At 68.3% G+C, this 16,591-nt stretch carries 17 protein-coding genes and 5 pseudogenes; 12 read left to right on the forward strand and 10 right to left on the reverse strand.

Annotated features, from left to right (window positions below; translation table 11 throughout):
* Positions 1-539: 539 nt before the first annotated feature.
* The gene (locus AB0C66_RS19965) at positions 540-1,748 is read right to left on the reverse strand and encodes a hypothetical protein (protein WP_362439893.1); all 1,209 of its coding nucleotides are present in this window, start codon (positions 1,746-1,748) and stop codon (positions 540-542) included.
* Positions 1,749-2,229: 481 nt separating this feature from the next.
* Here AB0C66_RS19965 and AB0C66_RS19970 point away from each other — a divergent pair, with 481 nt between their 5' ends.
* Positions 2,230-2,466, forward strand: coding sequence for a hypothetical protein (locus tag AB0C66_RS19970; protein WP_362439991.1), 237 nt, complete (start codon positions 2,230-2,232; stop codon positions 2,464-2,466).
* Positions 2,467-2,481: 15 nt separating this feature from the next.
* Here the strand turns inward: AB0C66_RS19970 and AB0C66_RS19975 are convergent.
* The 3 genes and pseudogenes from AB0C66_RS19975 to AB0C66_RS19985 form a co-directional block, all read right to left on the reverse strand.
* Positions 2,482-2,634: pseudogene (locus tag AB0C66_RS19975) on the reverse strand (maleylpyruvate isomerase N-terminal domain-containing protein); the annotation flags it as partial.
* A 70-nt stretch (positions 2,635-2,704) separates the two neighbouring features.
* Positions 2,705-3,130, reverse strand: coding sequence for a DUF6210 family protein (locus AB0C66_RS19980; protein WP_362439896.1), 426 nt, complete (start codon positions 3,128-3,130; stop codon positions 2,705-2,707).
* A gap of 95 nt (positions 3,131-3,225) precedes the next feature.
* Positions 3,226-3,721 (reverse strand): annotated as a pseudogene (locus tag AB0C66_RS19985) (leucine zipper domain-containing protein); the annotation flags it as partial.
* A gap of 263 nt (positions 3,722-3,984) precedes the next feature.
* Here AB0C66_RS19985 and AB0C66_RS19990 point away from each other — a divergent pair.
* Positions 3,985-4,491, forward strand: a complete 507-nt coding sequence (locus AB0C66_RS19990; RefSeq protein ID WP_362439899.1) for a DinB family protein — start codon at positions 3,985-3,987, stop codon at positions 4,489-4,491.
* Positions 4,492-4,834: 343 nt separating this feature from the next.
* Here AB0C66_RS19990 and AB0C66_RS19995 read toward each other — a convergent pair whose 3' ends face one another.
* Together AB0C66_RS19995 and AB0C66_RS20000 are read right to left on the reverse strand one after the other, a co-directional pair.
* The gene (locus AB0C66_RS19995; RefSeq protein WP_362439902.1) at positions 4,835-5,335 is read right to left on the reverse strand and encodes a DinB family protein; all 501 of its coding nucleotides are present in this window, start codon (positions 5,333-5,335) and stop codon (positions 4,835-4,837) included.
* 43 nt (positions 5,336-5,378) lie between these two features.
* Positions 5,379-6,005, reverse strand: coding sequence for a class I SAM-dependent methyltransferase (locus AB0C66_RS20000; protein WP_362439905.1), 627 nt, complete (start codon positions 6,003-6,005; stop codon positions 5,379-5,381).
* 98 nt (positions 6,006-6,103) lie between these two features.
* On the opposite strand from AB0C66_RS20000, the gene AB0C66_RS20005 reads away from it, so the two are divergent.
* Positions 6,104-6,685 (forward strand): XRE family transcriptional regulator, encoded by a 582-nt coding sequence (locus AB0C66_RS20005; protein WP_362439993.1) that lies wholly within the window; start codon positions 6,104-6,106, stop codon positions 6,683-6,685.
* A 212-nt stretch (positions 6,686-6,897) separates the two neighbouring features.
* On the opposite strand, the gene AB0C66_RS20010 is transcribed toward AB0C66_RS20005, so the two are convergent.
* Entirely contained in the window at positions 6,898-7,509 is a 612-nt protein-coding gene (locus AB0C66_RS20010; protein WP_362439908.1) for a MarR family transcriptional regulator, read from the reverse strand.
* 95 nt (positions 7,510-7,604) lie between these two features.
* Here AB0C66_RS20010 and AB0C66_RS20015 point away from each other — a divergent pair, with 95 nt between their 5' ends.
* Together AB0C66_RS20015 and AB0C66_RS20020 are read left to right on the forward strand one after the other, a co-directional pair.
* Positions 7,605-8,951: an NAD(P)/FAD-dependent oxidoreductase gene (locus tag AB0C66_RS20015; protein ID WP_362439911.1), complete on the forward strand. Its 1,347-nt coding sequence runs from the start codon at positions 7,605-7,607 to the stop codon at positions 8,949-8,951.
* Positions 8,952-9,345: 394 nt separating this feature from the next.
* Complete coding sequence (locus AB0C66_RS20020; RefSeq protein ID WP_362439914.1) at positions 9,346-9,675, forward strand: deoxyxylulose-5-phosphate synthase; 330 nt, start codon at positions 9,346-9,348, stop codon at positions 9,673-9,675.
* Between the two features lie 14 nt (positions 9,676-9,689).
* On the opposite strand, the gene AB0C66_RS20025 is transcribed toward AB0C66_RS20020, so the two are convergent.
* Positions 9,690-9,959: a hypothetical protein gene (locus AB0C66_RS20025; RefSeq protein ID WP_362439917.1), complete on the reverse strand. Its 270-nt coding sequence runs from the start codon at positions 9,957-9,959 to the stop codon at positions 9,690-9,692.
* Positions 9,960-10,104: 145 nt separating this feature from the next.
* On the opposite strand from AB0C66_RS20025, the pseudogene AB0C66_RS20030 reads away from it, so the two are divergent.
* Positions 10,105-10,218: pseudogene (locus tag AB0C66_RS20030) on the forward strand (IS630 family transposase); the annotation flags it as partial.
* 3 nt (positions 10,219-10,221) lie between these two features.
* Here the strand turns inward: AB0C66_RS20030 and AB0C66_RS20035 are convergent.
* Positions 10,222-10,917, reverse strand: coding sequence for a hypothetical protein (locus AB0C66_RS20035; RefSeq protein ID WP_362439921.1), 696 nt, complete (start codon positions 10,915-10,917; stop codon positions 10,222-10,224).
* A 10-nt stretch (positions 10,918-10,927) separates the two neighbouring features.
* On the opposite strand from AB0C66_RS20035, the gene AB0C66_RS20040 reads away from it, so the two are divergent.
* The 3 genes and pseudogenes from AB0C66_RS20040 to AB0C66_RS20050 all read left to right on the forward strand — a co-directional run.
* The gene (locus AB0C66_RS20040; RefSeq protein ID WP_362439924.1) at positions 10,928-11,404 is read left to right on the forward strand and encodes a peptide ligase PGM1-related protein; all 477 of its coding nucleotides are present in this window, start codon (positions 10,928-10,930) and stop codon (positions 11,402-11,404) included.
* Between the two features lie 12 nt (positions 11,405-11,416).
* Complete coding sequence (locus tag AB0C66_RS20045; RefSeq protein WP_362439926.1) at positions 11,417-12,589, forward strand: MFS transporter; 1,173 nt, start codon at positions 11,417-11,419, stop codon at positions 12,587-12,589.
* A 200-nt stretch (positions 12,590-12,789) separates the two neighbouring features.
* Positions 12,790-13,275 (forward strand): annotated as a pseudogene (locus AB0C66_RS20050) (hypothetical protein); the annotation flags it as partial.
* Here AB0C66_RS20050 and AB0C66_RS20055 read toward each other — a convergent pair.
* A pseudogene (locus AB0C66_RS20055) lies at positions 13,197-13,385 on the reverse strand (dienelactone hydrolase family protein); the annotation flags it as partial. The pseudogenes AB0C66_RS20050 and AB0C66_RS20055 sit on opposite strands and share 79 nt — an antisense overlap.
* Before the next feature lie 609 nt (positions 13,386-13,994).
* Between AB0C66_RS20055 and AB0C66_RS20060 the strand changes: the two are divergent.
* The 3 genes from AB0C66_RS20060 (at position 13,995) to AB0C66_RS20070 (ending at position 15,906) form a co-directional block, all read left to right on the forward strand.
* Entirely contained in the window at positions 13,995-14,600 is a 606-nt protein-coding gene (locus AB0C66_RS20060; RefSeq protein ID WP_362439929.1) for a dihydrofolate reductase family protein, read from the forward strand.
* 62 nt (positions 14,601-14,662) lie between these two features.
* Positions 14,663-15,259, forward strand: a complete 597-nt coding sequence (locus tag AB0C66_RS20065; protein WP_362439932.1) for a TetR/AcrR family transcriptional regulator — start codon at positions 14,663-14,665, stop codon at positions 15,257-15,259.
* Entirely contained in the window at positions 15,256-15,906 is a 651-nt protein-coding gene (locus AB0C66_RS20070) for a maleylpyruvate isomerase family mycothiol-dependent enzyme (protein WP_362439935.1), read from the forward strand. Before AB0C66_RS20065 ends, AB0C66_RS20070 begins: the two co-directional genes overlap by 4 nt.
* Positions 15,907-16,591: the final 685 nt, after the last annotated feature.

Below are 16,591 nucleotides of genomic sequence, written 5' to 3' on the forward strand. Positions count from 1 at the left end.
GAAGTGACGGGCCGTCGGGTGGGGCAGTGGGTGTGCGGTCGTGCATCGGTGAACTCCTGTAGGGGGTGTGTGGGTGCCGCGGACCACCTCCGTGATGCGGAGGGGCGGCAGCGCGGGGTGGGTACGTTCACGGGCACGTAGGGCTCATACGCGCCGGGCGAGGCCCCGCGGTGTCGAGGCAGGTGTCATCGCCGCACCGCGACACCACTCGTGGCCTCTCCCGGGCCTCTTACTCGGTCGGCAGCCCGCCCGGGCGCATCACCCGCCCCAGTGGCGCCGGGCCGACCGCGGTCACCAGCAGGACGATTCGGTCGCCGATCGCGCCGATCGCGCCGATCGCCGTCATCGCCGTAGCGATCGACCGCTTCTGCCATCCATGGGCATGACCCGGTCGGGTCCTTGTCCACGGTCGTGAAGGGAGCGGCGTACCGAACGGCCCCCTGAAATGCCTTTGAGGGCGGGCCACTCCGGGCCCGGGTTGTCCGGGGCCGTGCGGAAGGGGATGGGCCGGCACCCGCCGATTCCCCCCTCGCGCGCTGTTACCGCCGCGCGGTCAGCACTGTCCCGGGGCCCGTCACGTCCTGGGAGCCTGTGCCCAGGTACATGCCGGTGACGTCGATGGTCCGGCCCGCGACCGAGACGTGGTTCGCCAAGTACGGCTTGGCGTCGGCGACGGTCAGGTTCATCGACACCCACCGTCCGCCGGAGTAGCGGAGCGCGGCGCTGCTCTCCTCCGTCTTATGCGTCAGGACGACGGGGTCGCCTTGACTGATCGCGACCGATTCAAGCGTCCTGGTCCCTTTCGGCAGGGGGACGTTGACCCACTTCTTGCCGTCGTAGCGCAGCGACAGCCCCTGCCAACGGGTGTCAGCCGTCCAGGTGCCGCCCACGGCCCACATGTGGCCGCCGCCCGGCCCGACGGCGACCGCGTACAGGTCTGTGCGCGCGGCACCGAGGGCGGGAGTGGCCACCTCGCTCCAGCGTGTGCCGTCGTAGTGCAGCACCACCGGTTTCCCGTCTTCCGCGCGGAACTTACTGCCCACCGCCCATACGTCATCGGCGGCGAGCGCGGTGACGTCGTGCAGGGCCCAGCCGTTGTACCCCTTGCCGATGTCCGGGAGCTTCTGCTGCTTCCAGCGGCTGCCGTCCCAGTGCTGGAGCAGCCCCACCGTGCGGGCCTCGTCGGTAGGGAGGCGCCGTGACGCGTAGCCAACTGCCCAGGCATCGTCGGGAGCGCGGGTGTCGACGGCGAAGAACTGGCCTTCCTCGGTCTCTCGAGGTACTGGAGCGACAGCGGACTTCCACGCGTTGCCGTTCCAGTGCTGTGTCACCACACCGCCGGCTTGCTTGGCGTAGTCACCGACGACCATGGCGTTGCGCCGCGAAGAAGCATCGATATCGACGAACCGGACACGCTTGGACTGGGGTACGGGCGCTGTCTTCATGGGCTTCCAGCCGGAGCCCTTGCGTTCGTCACGCTCCCACACGGTGGCCACGAGGTCGTCGTGGTCTTGTGGGCCCCCTTGGGGAATGATCCGTATACCCGCCACCCACGTGGTCTGCGCGTCGGGCCGTGTGGAGGCGAAGAGCGAGGCGTTGCGCTGCGTCACCTTCGACTCGCTCCACCCGGCGGCGTGCGGCGAGGCCGCGAACGGTGCGGCGTCCGCGAACGCCGGCATCGTGCTCGCGGCCGGCGTCAGCGCGGCACACGCCACCCTCGCGCCGCGGACACCGCGGGTACTGATCAACTCTTTCACGTTGCTGCCTTTCCCGTAGACCTCGGCGGACCGCCCTGCGTCCCCTCCCGCAGAAGGGTCGAGGCGCGACCGCTCCGCCATTCCAGCGGCCGTACGGTTGTTCAGCAGCCCCCTTCCGAACCACCGAACAATCGCAAAAGCGCAGGTGGTTGGGGCGCAACGGGGAGCGGGCGACAAGACGGGTCCAGGGGAGGGAGAACGGGTGGGCCGTCGGGAGCGGCCGGTGGATCCGAGCGCGGGTCCGGTTCGGCGTTTCGCGTAACGGGCTGCGCAAGCTGCGTCAGGAGGCGGGAGGTTCGCCCATCGGGCGATGGCGCGGCGGGCGCGGTACTCGCTCATGGCCCTGTCCCAGGCGGTGGCGGGCGAGCAGCTGCCCCCGCTGCCCGTGGTGCTGGCGTACGCCGATGTCCGGCGGGGGAGGGGCCGAGGACGACGTCGCCGCCGCACACCGGACCAGCTCGTCGCCTACGTCATGGAGCTGACGCGGAACGCTCCCTTCACTGCCGACGTCGGCCCCTCCCGAAGCGGCAAGTCCTCGCTGCCGCGGGCAGGGCTGATCCCCGCGCTCCGCAACCCCGGGAACGCCGGTGGCGCCCTGTCGGCTCCACCGCCAGCCGCCAGCCGCCAGCCGCCAGCCGCCAGCCGCCAGCCGCCAGCCGCCAGCCGCCAGCCGCCAGCCGCCAGCCGCCAGCCGCCAGCCGCGTCCTGACGCGGCCAGTGCCTGCCGCTCGAGGGCGCGGCTGTTGTCGGCGAGGTGCGGGAGGACGTACCCACGGGTCCACCCCGGCAGGGTGGAGGGTGCGTCCTTCTCCCGGTCATCGAGGGGATCGACCAGTTCGAGCAGCCGGGTATGAGATTGCGAGACCCGAACCACCACTTCGTCAGGGCAATCAGCGAGTTGACCACCGTGAAAGCCCGGCCATGTTGATCCGCTTCCGATACACGCCCTAGTCGGAGTTGTTCCACACCAGCACCCCGGGGCCGTCCGGGGTGCGCACCGGCAACCATGCCTCGTCGAGCTCGTGCATCCGGCTCTCGTCGATCCGGAGGGAACGCGGTTTCTCGGTGTGCCCGTCGCACTCCCAGTAGCAGATGTCCTCGACGATCGCGCGCAGCCGGTGGCGCTCGTCGTCCGTCCATGTGTGGTGGCGCGTTCCGGCGCCACGGAATTCCTTCTCGAAGAGCTCCGTGAAGGTGTCCAGCGCATCGGGCCCGAACACCGGCACGAGAAAACCCTCGGCCCGACCCTGCCGACATGCGGTGCCGCCGTACTGTTGCTGGTAGAAGACACCGGTCGGGGCCTCGACCACCACGTACAGCCAGCCGTCGTCCATGCCGTCGGGGTCGAGATATACATAGCGCCGGTTGTCCATGGCGGCAGTCTTGTACACCTCGCCCACGACCTCAACGCCGGTCGCGAGCACACAGAAACAGACAGGGTTAGAGATGTGCTGTCCGGGGACGTGGTGACGCGGCTGGCTGGGGTGTGGTCGCTGATTCCGGTGTGGGGTCGGTGGTAGTCGTACCAGTCGAGCCAGCCGGGAAACGCTGCCTGGCGTTCGGCTTCCCCGTTGGTCTGGGGTCGCCAGGGGCGGGTCCAGCGGGGGCTGATGTCCAGGTCGTGGCAGGTCTGGCGCCAGTTGTTCTTGGTGTAGGCCCAGGCGTTGTCGGTCAGCACGTCCTCAACGGTGGGGCCTTGTGTGGCGAACCAGGCGGTGGCACGGGTGAGGAAGCCGGCGCAGGTGTCGGCGGTCTCTTTGGGCAGGTTCTCGGTGCAGGCCAGGCGGGAGCGGTCGTGCGGGCCCACGGTGCCCTGGCGGCGGTACCGCCCGGCCCAGCGGGCGGCGGTGGTGTGGCTGACCTGGAAGCGTTCAGCCGCTTGCCGCAGCGGCCAGCCGTCCTCGACGACGCACCGCCAGACGCAGTCTGCCGGTCGGGGTCAGCGGGGCGCTACGGTGGATCAACGACGGCCTCCTGGACATCGGTGCAGACTTCGCAATCCACACCGAACCCAGAGGTCTCCTTGCCCCGTTCAGCACCACTCGCAGCATGTCGCCTGTCACCAACGTCCCCGAACAGCACACCTAGGGCCTGTCCGGCGGATGATGCCGGGCGGCCCATCGACGTTGCATCGCTGTGCCGAGCGGCCGGACAAGGGGTTGGGTGCGGCCGGGGCCGTCGGTAAATGCCTCGACATCGGGCGCGGTGATCGGGGACGCTTCGTGCGATGACCAGAATCGACGACACGCCGCCCGCGTGGGACGAGCGCACCCAGCTCACCACGTTTCTCGACTACGCACGTGACACCGCCCGCGCCAAGTGCGCTGGCGTCTCAGCGGAGAACGCTCGCAAGGCGCTCCTGCCGGGCTCACCGCTGATGACCATGAGCGGAGTGATCAACCACCTCCGCTGGGTCGAGTACTACTGGTTCCAGGTGGTCTTCCTCGGCGAGGAAGACCACGGCCCCTGGACCGAGGAGGACCCCGACCGCGAGATGCGTATCGCCGTCGACTTCCCCCTCCCGCAGTTGCTCGACGAATACGCCCAACAGAGCGCCCGCTACCGCGAACTGGTCGCCGGGAATGACCTGGACAGCCAGGCCCGGCGAGCCGTCCGCGACGGCCTCCACGTCGACCTGCGCTGGATCCTCCTTCACCTCACCGAGGAGACGGCCCGCCACAACGGCCACCTGGACATCCTGCGCGAGATGCTCGACGGCACGACCGGCGACTAGATGCATTGATCACGAACGTTGTCGACACCGGTCAGGCTTGATCAATCCGCGCCGGTGTGGCTTTGTCGTAGCCGGTCGGTGCGCCGGTGCTGTCACCCGGTCCGGCATGGTCGATGGCGTAGACGGTGTGGTGTCGGGCGCGTTGCGGCGTGATCGGCCACCCGGCCGTACCAGGTCTGTGGTCAGCCGTGTATCAGCACGGCCGGTGTGCGCGTCCTAGAGGCCGCTGCCGACGGTCATGTAGTGCATACGGACACCGTCGACGTCGGCGAACTCGTGTCGGAAGGCGTTTGGGAACCGTGGGCCCTCTGTGGTCATGTGGGTGCGTCCTGGCGGAGGTGGGTCAGCGGCCGGTCGTGCCGTCGATGAGCTCGCGGAGGATGTCGGCGTGGCCTGCGTGTCGTCCGGTCTCCTCGATCATGTGGGTGAGTGCCCAGCGGATGCTGGGGGCGGGGCGGTCCGGTCGCGGCCGGGGGATGGGTGCGCTGAGATCGGTGCACTCGTCGAGAACGTCGTTCGCGCGCCGGACCGCGTCTCGGTAGCGGGAGAGGACGTCGGCCACGCTGTCCGCCGGTGCGGCTTGGAACGTCGCCTGCCAGTCGGTGACCTCGTCCCCGAGGAACGTCGAGCGCTCGACGAAGGTCAGGTGGTTGAGCAGGCCGAGCAGGTTTGTGCCGGATGGCACCGCGGCTGTTCGTGCCTGTGGTTCGGGTGTGCCGTCGACCTTGATCGTGATCGAGGTCCGGAGGTAGTCGAGGAATCCGCGCAGGACCTCATTTTCGCTGCTTCCGGTCCGGGGCGGCGGGGTGTCGCCGCGGCGGTCGCGGCGTGTGGTGGTGGGCAACAGTGATCGCTTTCCTTCGTCGTGGCCGGCGTTTGGCACGGTGTCAGGCGGTGCGGCGGATGAGGAGGACGTGGTCGGTGACCTCGGCGGTGCGCCCATGCGGTCCGGTCGCGGTCCGGCGACGGGTGTCGGCGCGCTCGACCGTCCATGTCCGCGGGGCCGGATCGATGTCGGCGGCGATTTCGCGTGGGCTCGGGTACCGGGTATCGGGGTCCTGGTCCCACGACCATGGCGCGGCCGAGCCGTGGTCGACGACCAGCAGCCGCCCGCCCGGACGCAGGGCGTGTGTGGCCGCGCGCAGGACGGTTGGCCGGTCCAGGTCGCGGGGGGTATGCAGGTAGTGGGCGCAGATCAGGTCGAATCCGCCGGGCGGGAAGGACGTGTGCAGGTCGGTCCGCATGGTGGTGACGCGGTCGCTCAGGCCGTGTGAGCGGGCGAGGGCGGTGAGCCGTTGGACCGCTACGGCCGAGATGTCGGTGGCGGTGACCTGCCACCCCTGGTCGGCGAGCCACAGTGCGTCGCCGCCGTCGCCGCATCCGAGGTCCAGCGCGTCACCGGTGGGCAGGCCGGTCACCATTTCGATGAGAGGGGCATTCGGCCGCGGGTTGCCGGCTGCCGGCCGGGCCGCGTGGACGCCGTCCCAGAACGCGAGTGCATCGGTGGTGCTCATCAGGACTCCTTGTGTCGGGAGGGTGTGGGGATGTGCTCAGTCTTGTCAGGCACTCCACGGTCTGGCACGGAAACTTGCGGTTCGCGCAAGATGGCCTGATGGATCGCAATACGGACGATGACGTGCTTGACGCGGTGGGGTCGCGACTGCGTGGGCTGCGTCGTGACCGCGGCATCACCCTCGCCGACCTCGCGTCGGCGACCGGTGTCTCGGAGAGCACCCTGTCCCGGCTGGAGAGCGGGCAGCGGCGGCCGAGTCTGGAGCTGCTGTTGCCGCTGGCCCGTATCTACGACGTTCCGTTGGACGATCTCGTCGGTGCTCCGCGTACCGGCGACCCTCGGATCCACCTCAAGCCGATCAGGCGGTTCGGGATGACTTTTGTGCCCCTGTCCCGGCGACCGGGCGGCGTGCACGCCTTCAAGGTGATCATCCCCGGGCGGCCGGAACCGCTCGAACCGACCCCGCAGACCCATGAAGGCTTCGAGTGGCTCTACGTGCTCAGCGGACGTCTGCGACTCGTGATCGGTGAGCGCGGCCTGACGCTGCCTGCGGGTGAGGCGGCCGAGTTCGACACGTCGTTGCCCCACTGGCTGGGCAGCGCGGACGGCGGCGTGGTGGAGCTTCTTATCCTGTTCGGCTTGCAAGGGGTGCGTGCCCACGTACGCACCGACCCGCATTGATCCGGTCAGGCCGGTGAAGGGCGGTGACCTCAGCGGGAGGTTCTGGTTGCACGTCGGTCCGCGGCCCTGTCGGGGAAGATGACCAGGTGGTGGTCGCCGTAGGCGAAACGCCCGGGGATCTCACGCCGAGCAGCTGGCCGCGGAGCCTCTCTACCGTTCCCACAGGTGGCGGGTGGTTTGCCGCGGGGCCGGCTCTGCGCCATCCGGATGGGTCAGGTGGTTTTCCTCTGGGTGGGGGCTTGGTGTGTGTTCCCTCGGGCGTGGCGTAGGCGGGCGAGGGTGGCCAGCGTCTCGTCCATGTTGCCCGTGGCGGTGGTGTCGGTGGTCTCTTCCACGTCGCTCGTGGTGCCGGTGCCGGTGCCGGTGTGGCGGGTGGTGAAGCCGAGGGCGGCGTTGTTGCGTTCGATGTATTCGGCCAGGAAGTCGAGTTCGTCGGGGTCGTACTGCGCGGTGACGTGGTCGAAGATGTCGCGGAGTGGCAGGTAGTGCTCCATCAGGGCGTTGGTCTCGGTGCCCTGGACGATCTCGATGAGGACCTGGCGGCGGTCTTTGTGGCCGCGTACGCGCCGGACGTAGCCGGCTTTCTCGAGCCGGTCGATCATCGCGGTGACGGCGCCGCCCCTGGTCATCGCCAGTGCCTGGGCCAGTTGGCTGGGGCTGAGCTGTCCTTGGAGGGTGAGCAGGTTCAGGCACTGCAAGTCGGTCTGGTTCACCCCGGCCTGGGCCGCGATCGTCTGGTTGATCAGCACCGCGAGGGTCACCTGCACCCGTGAAGCCTTGCCCAGGCGTTCGGCCGCCTGCCTGCGCCGCTCGTCGATTGACACGTCACACCCTCCCAAATAATCTCTAAAACAGAGAGACACTGTTTTCGTCTCACTCTGAAGTGTACAAGCTTCTTCTTCCTGCTCAGAGAGATCCCATGGCCCACACTCCCTTCCGTGTCCTGATCATCGGCGCGGGCACCGGTGGACTCTGCCTGGCCCACGGCCTCAGGCAGGCCGGCATACCGGTCACCGTGTTCGAGCGCGACGCCACCCGCCGTGACGGTCTGCACGGCTACCGGGTCGGCATCGACCCCGACGGCAGCCGCGCCCTGCACGACTGTCTGCCCAAGGACCTGTTCGACACCTTCGTCGCCACCTGCGCCCGCACCCCGACGTGGTCCAACCAACTCACCGAACAGCGCAAGGAACTCCTGGCGCTGCCCAGCAAAAGCGACCCAGACATGGTCGCCAGTGAGCGGTCGGTCTCCCGGATGACCCTGCGCCAAGTACTGTTGACCGGCCTGGGGGACACCGTCCGGTTCGGCAAGACCTTCACCCGCTACACGAACAATCCCGACGCCACGGTCACGGCCCACTTCGAGGACGGAACCAGTGCCACCGCCGACGTCCTGGTCGCCGCCGACGGAACGAACTCCCGGGTGCGCCGCCAGTACTTGCCCCACGCCCGGCTGGAACCCACCGGACTGATCGGGGTCACCGGCAAGGTTCCGCTCGACGACACCACCCGGCTCCTGCTGACCGAACGCATGCTCAACGGCGTCTCGCTCGTGATCGGCCCGAACGGCAACACCTGCGTCTACCACGCGATGCGCTTTCCCTGGCACGCCCCCGGGGCGCCGAAGGACGGGATCGGATCCACCGACGCCGCCCTGATCAGCAACTGGCCCGGCATGCAGTTCGACAACACCCGCGACTACATCATGTGGGGCTTCGCCGCGGCCGCGAAGGACCTGCCCCCCGACATCCTCGACATGAACGGCACCCAGCTACAGCACCTGGTCCGCCAGCGCACCGCCTCCTGGCACCCGGACCTGCGCAAGCTGTTCGCCTTGGCCGACCCGAACTCCTGCTTCCCGCTCAACATCCGCACCTCCGTGCCGATCCAGCAGTGGGTCACCACCAACGTCACCCTCCTGGGCGACGCCATCCACACCATGACCCCAGGCCGCGGAGTGGGCGCGAACACCGCGCTGCGCGACGCCCGCCTGCTCACCCGCAACCTCACCGCCGCGCGCGACGGCCACACCACCGTCCTGGAAGCGATCCACGCCTACGAGACCAAGATGCTCGCCTACAGCACCGAGGCCGTCACCGCGTCCCTGCAACAGATGACCGCCGACGGCGCCATGTACAAGCCGGTCATCGGCCGCGCCGCGCTGGCCGGCATGCGCACCGCCTTCCGCGTCATCAACCGCGTCCCCCCACTCAAACGGCGCATCGCCGCCTCCTTCGAGGCCTTCCGCAACCAGGACGAGGACTGACAAGCACCACCCACCCCCCACAACCCCTCAAGCAGTTCCTCGATCCACCTGGTCAGCAGCTTGCGCTGGTCAAGGACGGCCGTCAATGAGGAAATTCATCTGGGCACGCGGGGATTTTGGCGCGGGGCGGGTGAACACGGCGTGCTCCGCGCGCGTCAGCGCGTTGAAGATCTTGCCGCGGCGAGGACCTGGCGTCTCGGCGGTGTCGTCTCTGCAGGCCATGAGAGGTCGGATCCCCTGCGGACACCCGCCGTTGGGCTGTGGTCGGGTAGCTGGATGACATGGGTGTGACTGGGTCAGTTGGGAGGTTGAGCGGGATGGTTCAGGTCCACTGCTCGCCCCTGGACGGGAAATTCTGCTGACCAGCTCGTGATGCGATGTCTATGGTGAGCACATGGCCAACGGGAAGACCTCATACGTCTGTCTCTCATGCCGGGTCTCGTACAAGCAGGCATACGGCCGCACGAGGCAGCGGATCTGTCCGCGCTGTGCAGAGCCGATGATTCATGCAGGGTCGGCGTTCGCCGCGCCCCGGCGGCAGGACATCGCAGCATGGCGGACCCTCTCCGTGCTGCTGAATGCTGGCGTGGGCTTCCACAAGAGCTGCTGCGGTGGGCCTGGCTACCGCCCCCGGACCCTTCGGGATGTGCGCGAACGGATGACATACGCCCGACGCAGTGGCGAACCAGTCGCCAAGGCGCTCGCGCGACGTGACGTTCCTTGAACGCTCGTCGGATCCTATGCATCGGCGAATGGATCACCCAAGACGCCTGCAAGCCGAATGAGGCCCGGGCTGTCTCCATTGGTGGTTGAGACATATATGGTGTAGGACCATCCCCGTTCGGCTGCGTATCTCGACGCCCAGGTCAGGAGTTCGTCGATATCCACCTCACCGAGGATTTCGTACTCGTGAGAGGTGACTGCCGGTACGTCCCAGAAGTAGACGCGGTAGCGGGCGTAGTCCTGCTCCCAGGCTGTGTCGCGGGGGTCGATGGCGCGGATGTCCATGTGATGAGCCTAGAGCGGAGCGCGAATGCTCGAGGCCCACGGCCCCCGGGACGCCGGAGTTCCGCATCTTTGAGGTCGCTCCCCCGGACGGCAACCTGACTCTCACCGGAGTCACTGTGCGCAACGGTGATGTGACGACGGCGTCCTGGTGATCGCGTGGCTGGTCGAGGCCGACGAGGACACAGCGCGGGAGGTGGCTCACCCGTTCAACGGGATCAACCTGCCTTGCCTCGATCCTCGATCGGCGGGAGGCCGCCCCCACTCAAGCCTGAGGCCTGGCAAGGAGGGACTGTTTTTCGTAGGCGAGCGGTCGGTCTCCCGGATGACCCTGCGCCAAGTACTGTTGACCGGCCTGGGGGACACCGTCCGGTTCGGCAAGACCTTCACCCGCTACACCAACAATCCCGATGCCACCATCACGGCCCACTTCGAGGACGGAACCAGCGCCACCGCCGAGGTCCTGGTCGCCGCCGACGGAACGAACTCCCGGGTGCGCCCGCCAGTACTTGCCCCACGCCCGGCTGGAACCCACCGGGCTGATCGGGGTCACCGGGTCGTCTTCCGTGCTCTGGCCGCGGGGGCCGGGTTCGCTGTCCCCGACGGCATACCGTGCCGCACTACTGAGGATCTGTTGCGCACGCTGCATGGGCTCTTGGCCGCACACCCGGCCGTCATCCTCAAACGCGACCGCGCCGTCGGCGGCCACGGCAACACCGTGATCACCACCGACCCGGGCCCGGAAGGCACCGGAGCCCAGCGCACGATCGTCCTCGGCGATCCGACGGATACCGAACAGGTGCTCAAGGAAGCCGGGTTGACCACCACCCATGCCCCGCAGGGAGAGATCGTCCTGGAGGTGTTCCACCCAGACTGCACGTCCGTGTACGTCGAGGTGGACTGCCCCGAACACGGCGAAGCCGTCGTGCTCAACGGAGGGCAGCTTCGTACCGACCAGCATCCACCGGTCCTTGCTGGACTCGCGCTGCCGCCCCTGGAGCGTGCCCGGACCGGCGTGGGAGCACTTCACCAGCGAGGCCCTGCGGATGGCCCGCTTCATGCAGAGCCTGGGTTATCGCGGTCTGGCCAGCATCGACGCGGTAATCGACCAGGCCGGCAACGTATGGTTCAACGAGGCAAACGCGCGCCTGGGCGGCAGTACCCACCTGCATCACATTGCCGAGACTCTTGTCGGCCCGGACTGGACGGACAGCCATGTCCTGATCGGCAGGTTCAATATCCGGGCACCCGCGCTCGCCCATCTTCCGCGCGCCGTGCGAGAACACGGGCTCGCTTGGGATTCCCGGCACGGTCATGGCATCGTCATCGCCTCCGATGACACCGCCACCACCGGCAACATCGAGCACGTAGTCCTGGCGCACAACCACGAAGAAGCCAGAGACCTCGAAGACCAACTGACCGGCCTCGTGGCCCAGTACGACAGTTAAGGATCACAACGCGTGGCGTACCGCGGCCTGTTTACCAAGCACGTCACGATCTGGGCCGCGGTCGTCACGGCCAGCCGACTGCCGGTGGCGATGGCACCGCTCGCCTTCCTCTTCTACGGGCGCGGTACGGACGCCGGATACAGCGGCGGTGCAGCCATGGCCGCCGCGTACGCCATCGCGGAAGCGTTAGGCGCCCCGTTACTCAGCACGCGCCTGCGTACGCGCCCTTACCGCCGAGAGATCGCCGTGGGACTCGGGCTGTCCGCCGTCGCCTTGGTCCTACTCGCTTTCCTTCCGACCCCCGGCACCGTGCTCGCCGTGATCCTCGCCGCGATAGCCGGCGCCTCCGCAGCCGCCGCACCCGGCGCGCTGCGCACCATGGCCGAGGACCTCGCCCCCCAGAAGCGCCTTCACGCCGCCCTCAGCCTGGAGTCGACGCTCAACATGGCTGCCTGGGCCGCCTCGCCGGCCCTGGTGTCCGTACTCTCGCTTCAGTTCTCCCCGCAGACTCCGTTCCTCCTCGCCACGCTCGCCACGTGCGCCGCCACCGCCGCACTGTGGCTGCTGCCCGACAAGACCGGCGCCACGGGCGACGGACAGCGCACCCCGCTCAAGCAAACCCTCACAGCCTGGCCCGTCTACCTGACCAGCATCGCCGCCATGTACCTACTGGCCAGCATCGAACTGACCCTGCCCGCCCTGCTCCAGCACCGGGACCTGCCCGTCACCTACAGCGGCCCGATCCTCACCGGCTTCGCCTTGGCGAGCATCCTCGGCGGCCTCGTCTACGGTGCGCGCACCTGGCCCGGCAGCATGCAGCGCCAGAGCACCCTGCTGCTGGTCATCATGATCGTGGGCGTCGCCGCCACCGCACTCGCCACCACCTGGACCGTGATCGCCGCTCTCCTCGCTCTCGCCGGCCTCCTCCAGGCAGCCGTACTGATCACCCGCAACCTCACCCTCCGCGAACAGCTCCCCGCCGACCTTCATCCCGTCGGCTACTCCGTCCTGTACGCCGGCAGCGGCATCGGCTACGGCCTCAGCGCTGCCGCCACCGGCCTTCTCCTCACCGTCACAACCCCCGACACCGCCGTCCTCATCGCCACCGGCACCACATTCCTGCTGACCACAGCGACATGGCTCAGGCGGAGACCCCCGCAGGACAAGGACAACTGCGGCAGCTGACCCGGCTCCCACCCCCGCCCCGCAGGACACGACCGGTCTCTGCGGATGCCAGCCCCGGCCATGCCCTTCCGCCGTGGGACAATCGCCGGGACCGACCACTGCCCCGCTGCAGAATGAGCTAGCACGGCCGCGTGGATTCTGCCCACATGACTAACTTGCCTTACGCCGCACCAACCTGCTGACCTGTAGAGACATGGACAGTGGATGTCTCGCTGTGGCTGCGGCCGGACGCCAACACGTGTGCTGACCGGGCCTCTTGCCACACGTTCGGTCGGGGCGAGGGCAAGCATCAGATGGTCCCGGGCTGGCCGTACTCGGTGGTGGCCGCACTGGAAACCGGCCGCACGTGGCCCCGGCCGACGGCCGACCCCAACTGGTCGACCTCGGCATGCCCGTCGTCACCGACCCACCCGCCGCTCCCACACCCCCAGGAGAGTCCCCGCATGCACCCGATACGCCTGATCTCGTTCGGCTGCCTGCACCTCCCCACGGGCCCGGGCGGCAGGCCGATCCCGCCAGCCGCTGACCGCGTCGAGGGTGAGACCACTGGAACCGGTGGCGGTCGACGGGCCCGGTCCGCGGCCCGGAATCGCGGTTGTCGACCAGATCACTCCGTTACGGGCAGGCACTCGGCGAGCAGGTCGACGACGTCGTGCCAGGCTCGCTGTGCGTGCTGTGGGTGGTAGCCGACGCCGGGACGCACGGTGTGGTCGACCGGTGGGTGGTGGAAGGCGTGAAGGACCCCTCCGTAGACCGTGAGGCGCCAGTCGACGCCCGCGGCCTGCATCTCGGCGGTGAGCCGCTGCCCGGCCCGTTCCGTCTCGGCCCCACGCCGGGCCTGGCCAAGGTGGAAGGCGTGCAGTCGATGGCCTGGGCGGTCGACCTGATGGAGCAGGGGCACAACCCGGCGCGCCACATCAAGGGCAACGACACTGTCATGGATGAAGGAGAGTAACCGTGGATGAGGTCAGCGACGCTCTGACCCGCGCCGACAGCGAGGGTTTCACCAGGGAACCGCCCAAGACGGTCAAGGGCCGGATCGGGTACCTGCTCAAGCAGTTGAAACTGCCAGGGCCGTCGCCGCTGAGCTGGGCGCCACCGCGGACTCGGTCAACCGCTACCGGCGCGGCGCCCGGAAGAACGGCGGAGGCCGCGCTATAGACCTTTCCGATGTCGAAATCAACGATATTGACTACCTCGATTTCAGCTTCTGGCGAGGTGGAAATCGGCGCCGCGCAGGCCCTCAATTGTGACTGAGCGTTTGAGTAGGCCCGTGAGCGTTGTACTTGGCCCAGCTGGGCGTGACGGGTGGGCCGGGGCCGTTTCCTCGTTACCCCCAGCGCGACCGATGAGTTTGTTGCTCCTGGTCGGTCCAAGCTCGTGACACCCTAGGAAAGGACACGCCATGTCGGAGCTTCTCGTCGACTTCATCACCTCCCTCGACGGCCACGCATCGGGAGAGGGATGGCCCGGGTTCTGGGGGCTCGAGGGCCCGGAGTACCTCGCATGGCTCGGCGCGCAGCCCGAGGCCACCTTCCTGATGGGAACGAACACCTACCGCCTGATGTCGGGCTTCGCCGCCGGCGAGGTCCCGAATGGCCAAGACGAGTTCAGGCCCGAGGAAGAGGCGTCCGTCGACGAGCTCACGCAAGCGTCCAAGGTGGTGTTCTCCTCCTCGCTCAAGGAACCACTGACGTGGGCCAACTCCAGGCTCGTCCGCGACGACGCCGTCGAGGCGGTCCGCGCCATGAAGTCGAGTGACTCGGGGCTCCTCAGCACGATCGGCAGCCTCAGCCTGTGCCGGTCCCTGCTACGAGCCGGACTTGTCGACCGCTTCCGGGTCGTGATGTTCCCAGTGATCACCGGGGCCACGGGCGAAGAACGCATCTACGACGGCTATCCGGACGTTGCCCTCGAGATGATCGAGCACCGCACCTTCGACGGCCGCATCCAGCTGGTCGAGTACAAGCCCCGCGTGCTCGAGCACCCACCGCTCGGCGCGCCTGCGTGACGTCGCCCCGTCCGCCGGATCCGCACTGGTGGAGCAATGCTCTAGAGTACTACTCTGCTCACATGCAAGATACCGAGACTCGAACGCGGATTCTCACGGCAGCGCTGGACTGCTTTCTGGAGCGGGGGGTGCAGCGGACAACGGTGGAGCAGGTCCGCAAGCGGGCCGGCGTCAGCAACGGCAGCTTCTTCCATCACTTCCCCAACAAGCAGGATCTGGCAGAGGCGGTCTATCTACAGGGGCTCGAACAGCACCAAGCCGAGCTCCTTGCGGTGCTCACACCCCAGCTCGGATTGCGGGCTGGGATCGAAGAGGTTGTTCACCGCCATCTGGGATGGATGGCCGAGCATCCACGCCATGCCACGTTCCTGTTGGCGCCCCCTGACTGGATCGCTCCCGGCGACGCACCTCAGATCGCATCCTCCAGCCGGGGGTTCTTCCACTCGGTCGCCCGGTGGCTGCGAGAACACGGCTGGGCTGGTACTCCCGCGCTCACCATCGTCATCGCCATCTGGACAGGGCCCGCTCAGGAGTACGCGCGCCATCGGCTGCTCGGCAGCGCCGAAAGGACCGAAGATGCGGCACCGGTCCTTGCCCAGGCCGCCTGGATGGCCCTGAAGCCTCTCCTTTCCACGACTGCCCAGGAGGACTCACGATGAACCAGACCGTTGCCCGCTACCAGCGCGTGCTCGCCGGAGTGAGCGACGTCGTCTCCCGCATCCCGGGCGATCGCTGGACCGCTCCTTCACCCTGCACCGAGTGGACAACCCTGCATGTGCTGGGACACCTCGTCGACGGGCAGGACCAGATCGCCACGCTCATCACCGGGCAAGGGCCTCGCGAGCCGCTTAAGGACCCTCTTGCGGCTGCCGGCGGCGACCCTGCTTCCACCTGGGCTGCAACGACCCGTCATGTGGACAGCCTGCTCGCTGCTGCCGATCCGGCCGCAGTGGTTCCTTCACACCATGGCGACGTCACCGTTGAGGCGGTGCTGGGCACAGCCGTCATCGAACCGCTCATCCATGCCTGGGATCTGGCGCAGGCGGCCGAACTCGCAGTGTCCCTCGATGAGGAGGCTGTCGCGACGTGCCTGGCGGTGATCGCTCCCATGGCGGAGCAGTTCGCGGCCACAGGGATGTATGCGCCTGCCCGGGCTGCCCGGATGAATGCCCCCCTCAGCAGCGGCTTCTCGCTCTTCTCGGTCGCGGTACGGGCTGAGTCTCTCGCCAAGGGGCCGGGGGAGGGTCGGCCGGCCCGGTGGCTTGAGTCAACGAGACCACTGGCCGGCCGCCGAGACGGCCTCTAGCGGGCTCCGCTCACGCAGGAGGGTCGTCAGAGAAGGGCGGGGGCGGGGGGTTTGACTCTCATGCAGGGTGGGGGGCGGTTTTGATGCTCTGGATGCCCGGCAGGGGGCCGATGCGCTGGTCGATGTAGTCGTAGAGGTCGGCGGGGGGCGCGGAAGACGCCGCTGGCGACGAGGTTGGCAGTGCCGCTGGTGGCAGTCACGAAGGCGATTGCGGGGTGGGCGGCGAGGGACTCCCCGACGGTGCGCAGGTGGGCAGGGGCCACGTTGAGCCAGTGCTGGGTGGTCATGTGGTAGCCGGGAGCTGAGGGTCGAAGTCGACGGAGAGGCCCAAGGCCCCTTCGGTGCGGAGCCGTTCGAGGTGGCGTTGGACGCTGGAGGGTGAGCGGCCGGTGGCCTGGGCGTGGGCAGGGTGGCGCGGCCGTCGCGGGCGGGCTCGGTGAACTGGATGCGGTCGGTGGCGGCCAGAGTCAGCGGGGTGGAGTCCCCGCGCGACGCGGGCCTCTGATCACAAGGACTCGAAGCGTCTCTGATGCTGTTGACGTTACTCTCAGGCTCCGGCGGGGCGGAGCCGCATCGGCACGAACGGTCTCGCACAACGGACCTCGACCGCGCCGCCGAGGTGCTCAACGCCGGGCAGAAGGTGGCCGTCCTCATCGGCCAGGGCGCCCGCGGGGCACGGGCCGAG

The organism is Streptomyces sp. NPDC048636 (genome assembly GCF_040650655.1).
Taxonomy (GTDB): Bacteria; Actinomycetota; Actinomycetes; order Streptomycetales; family Streptomycetaceae; genus Streptomyces.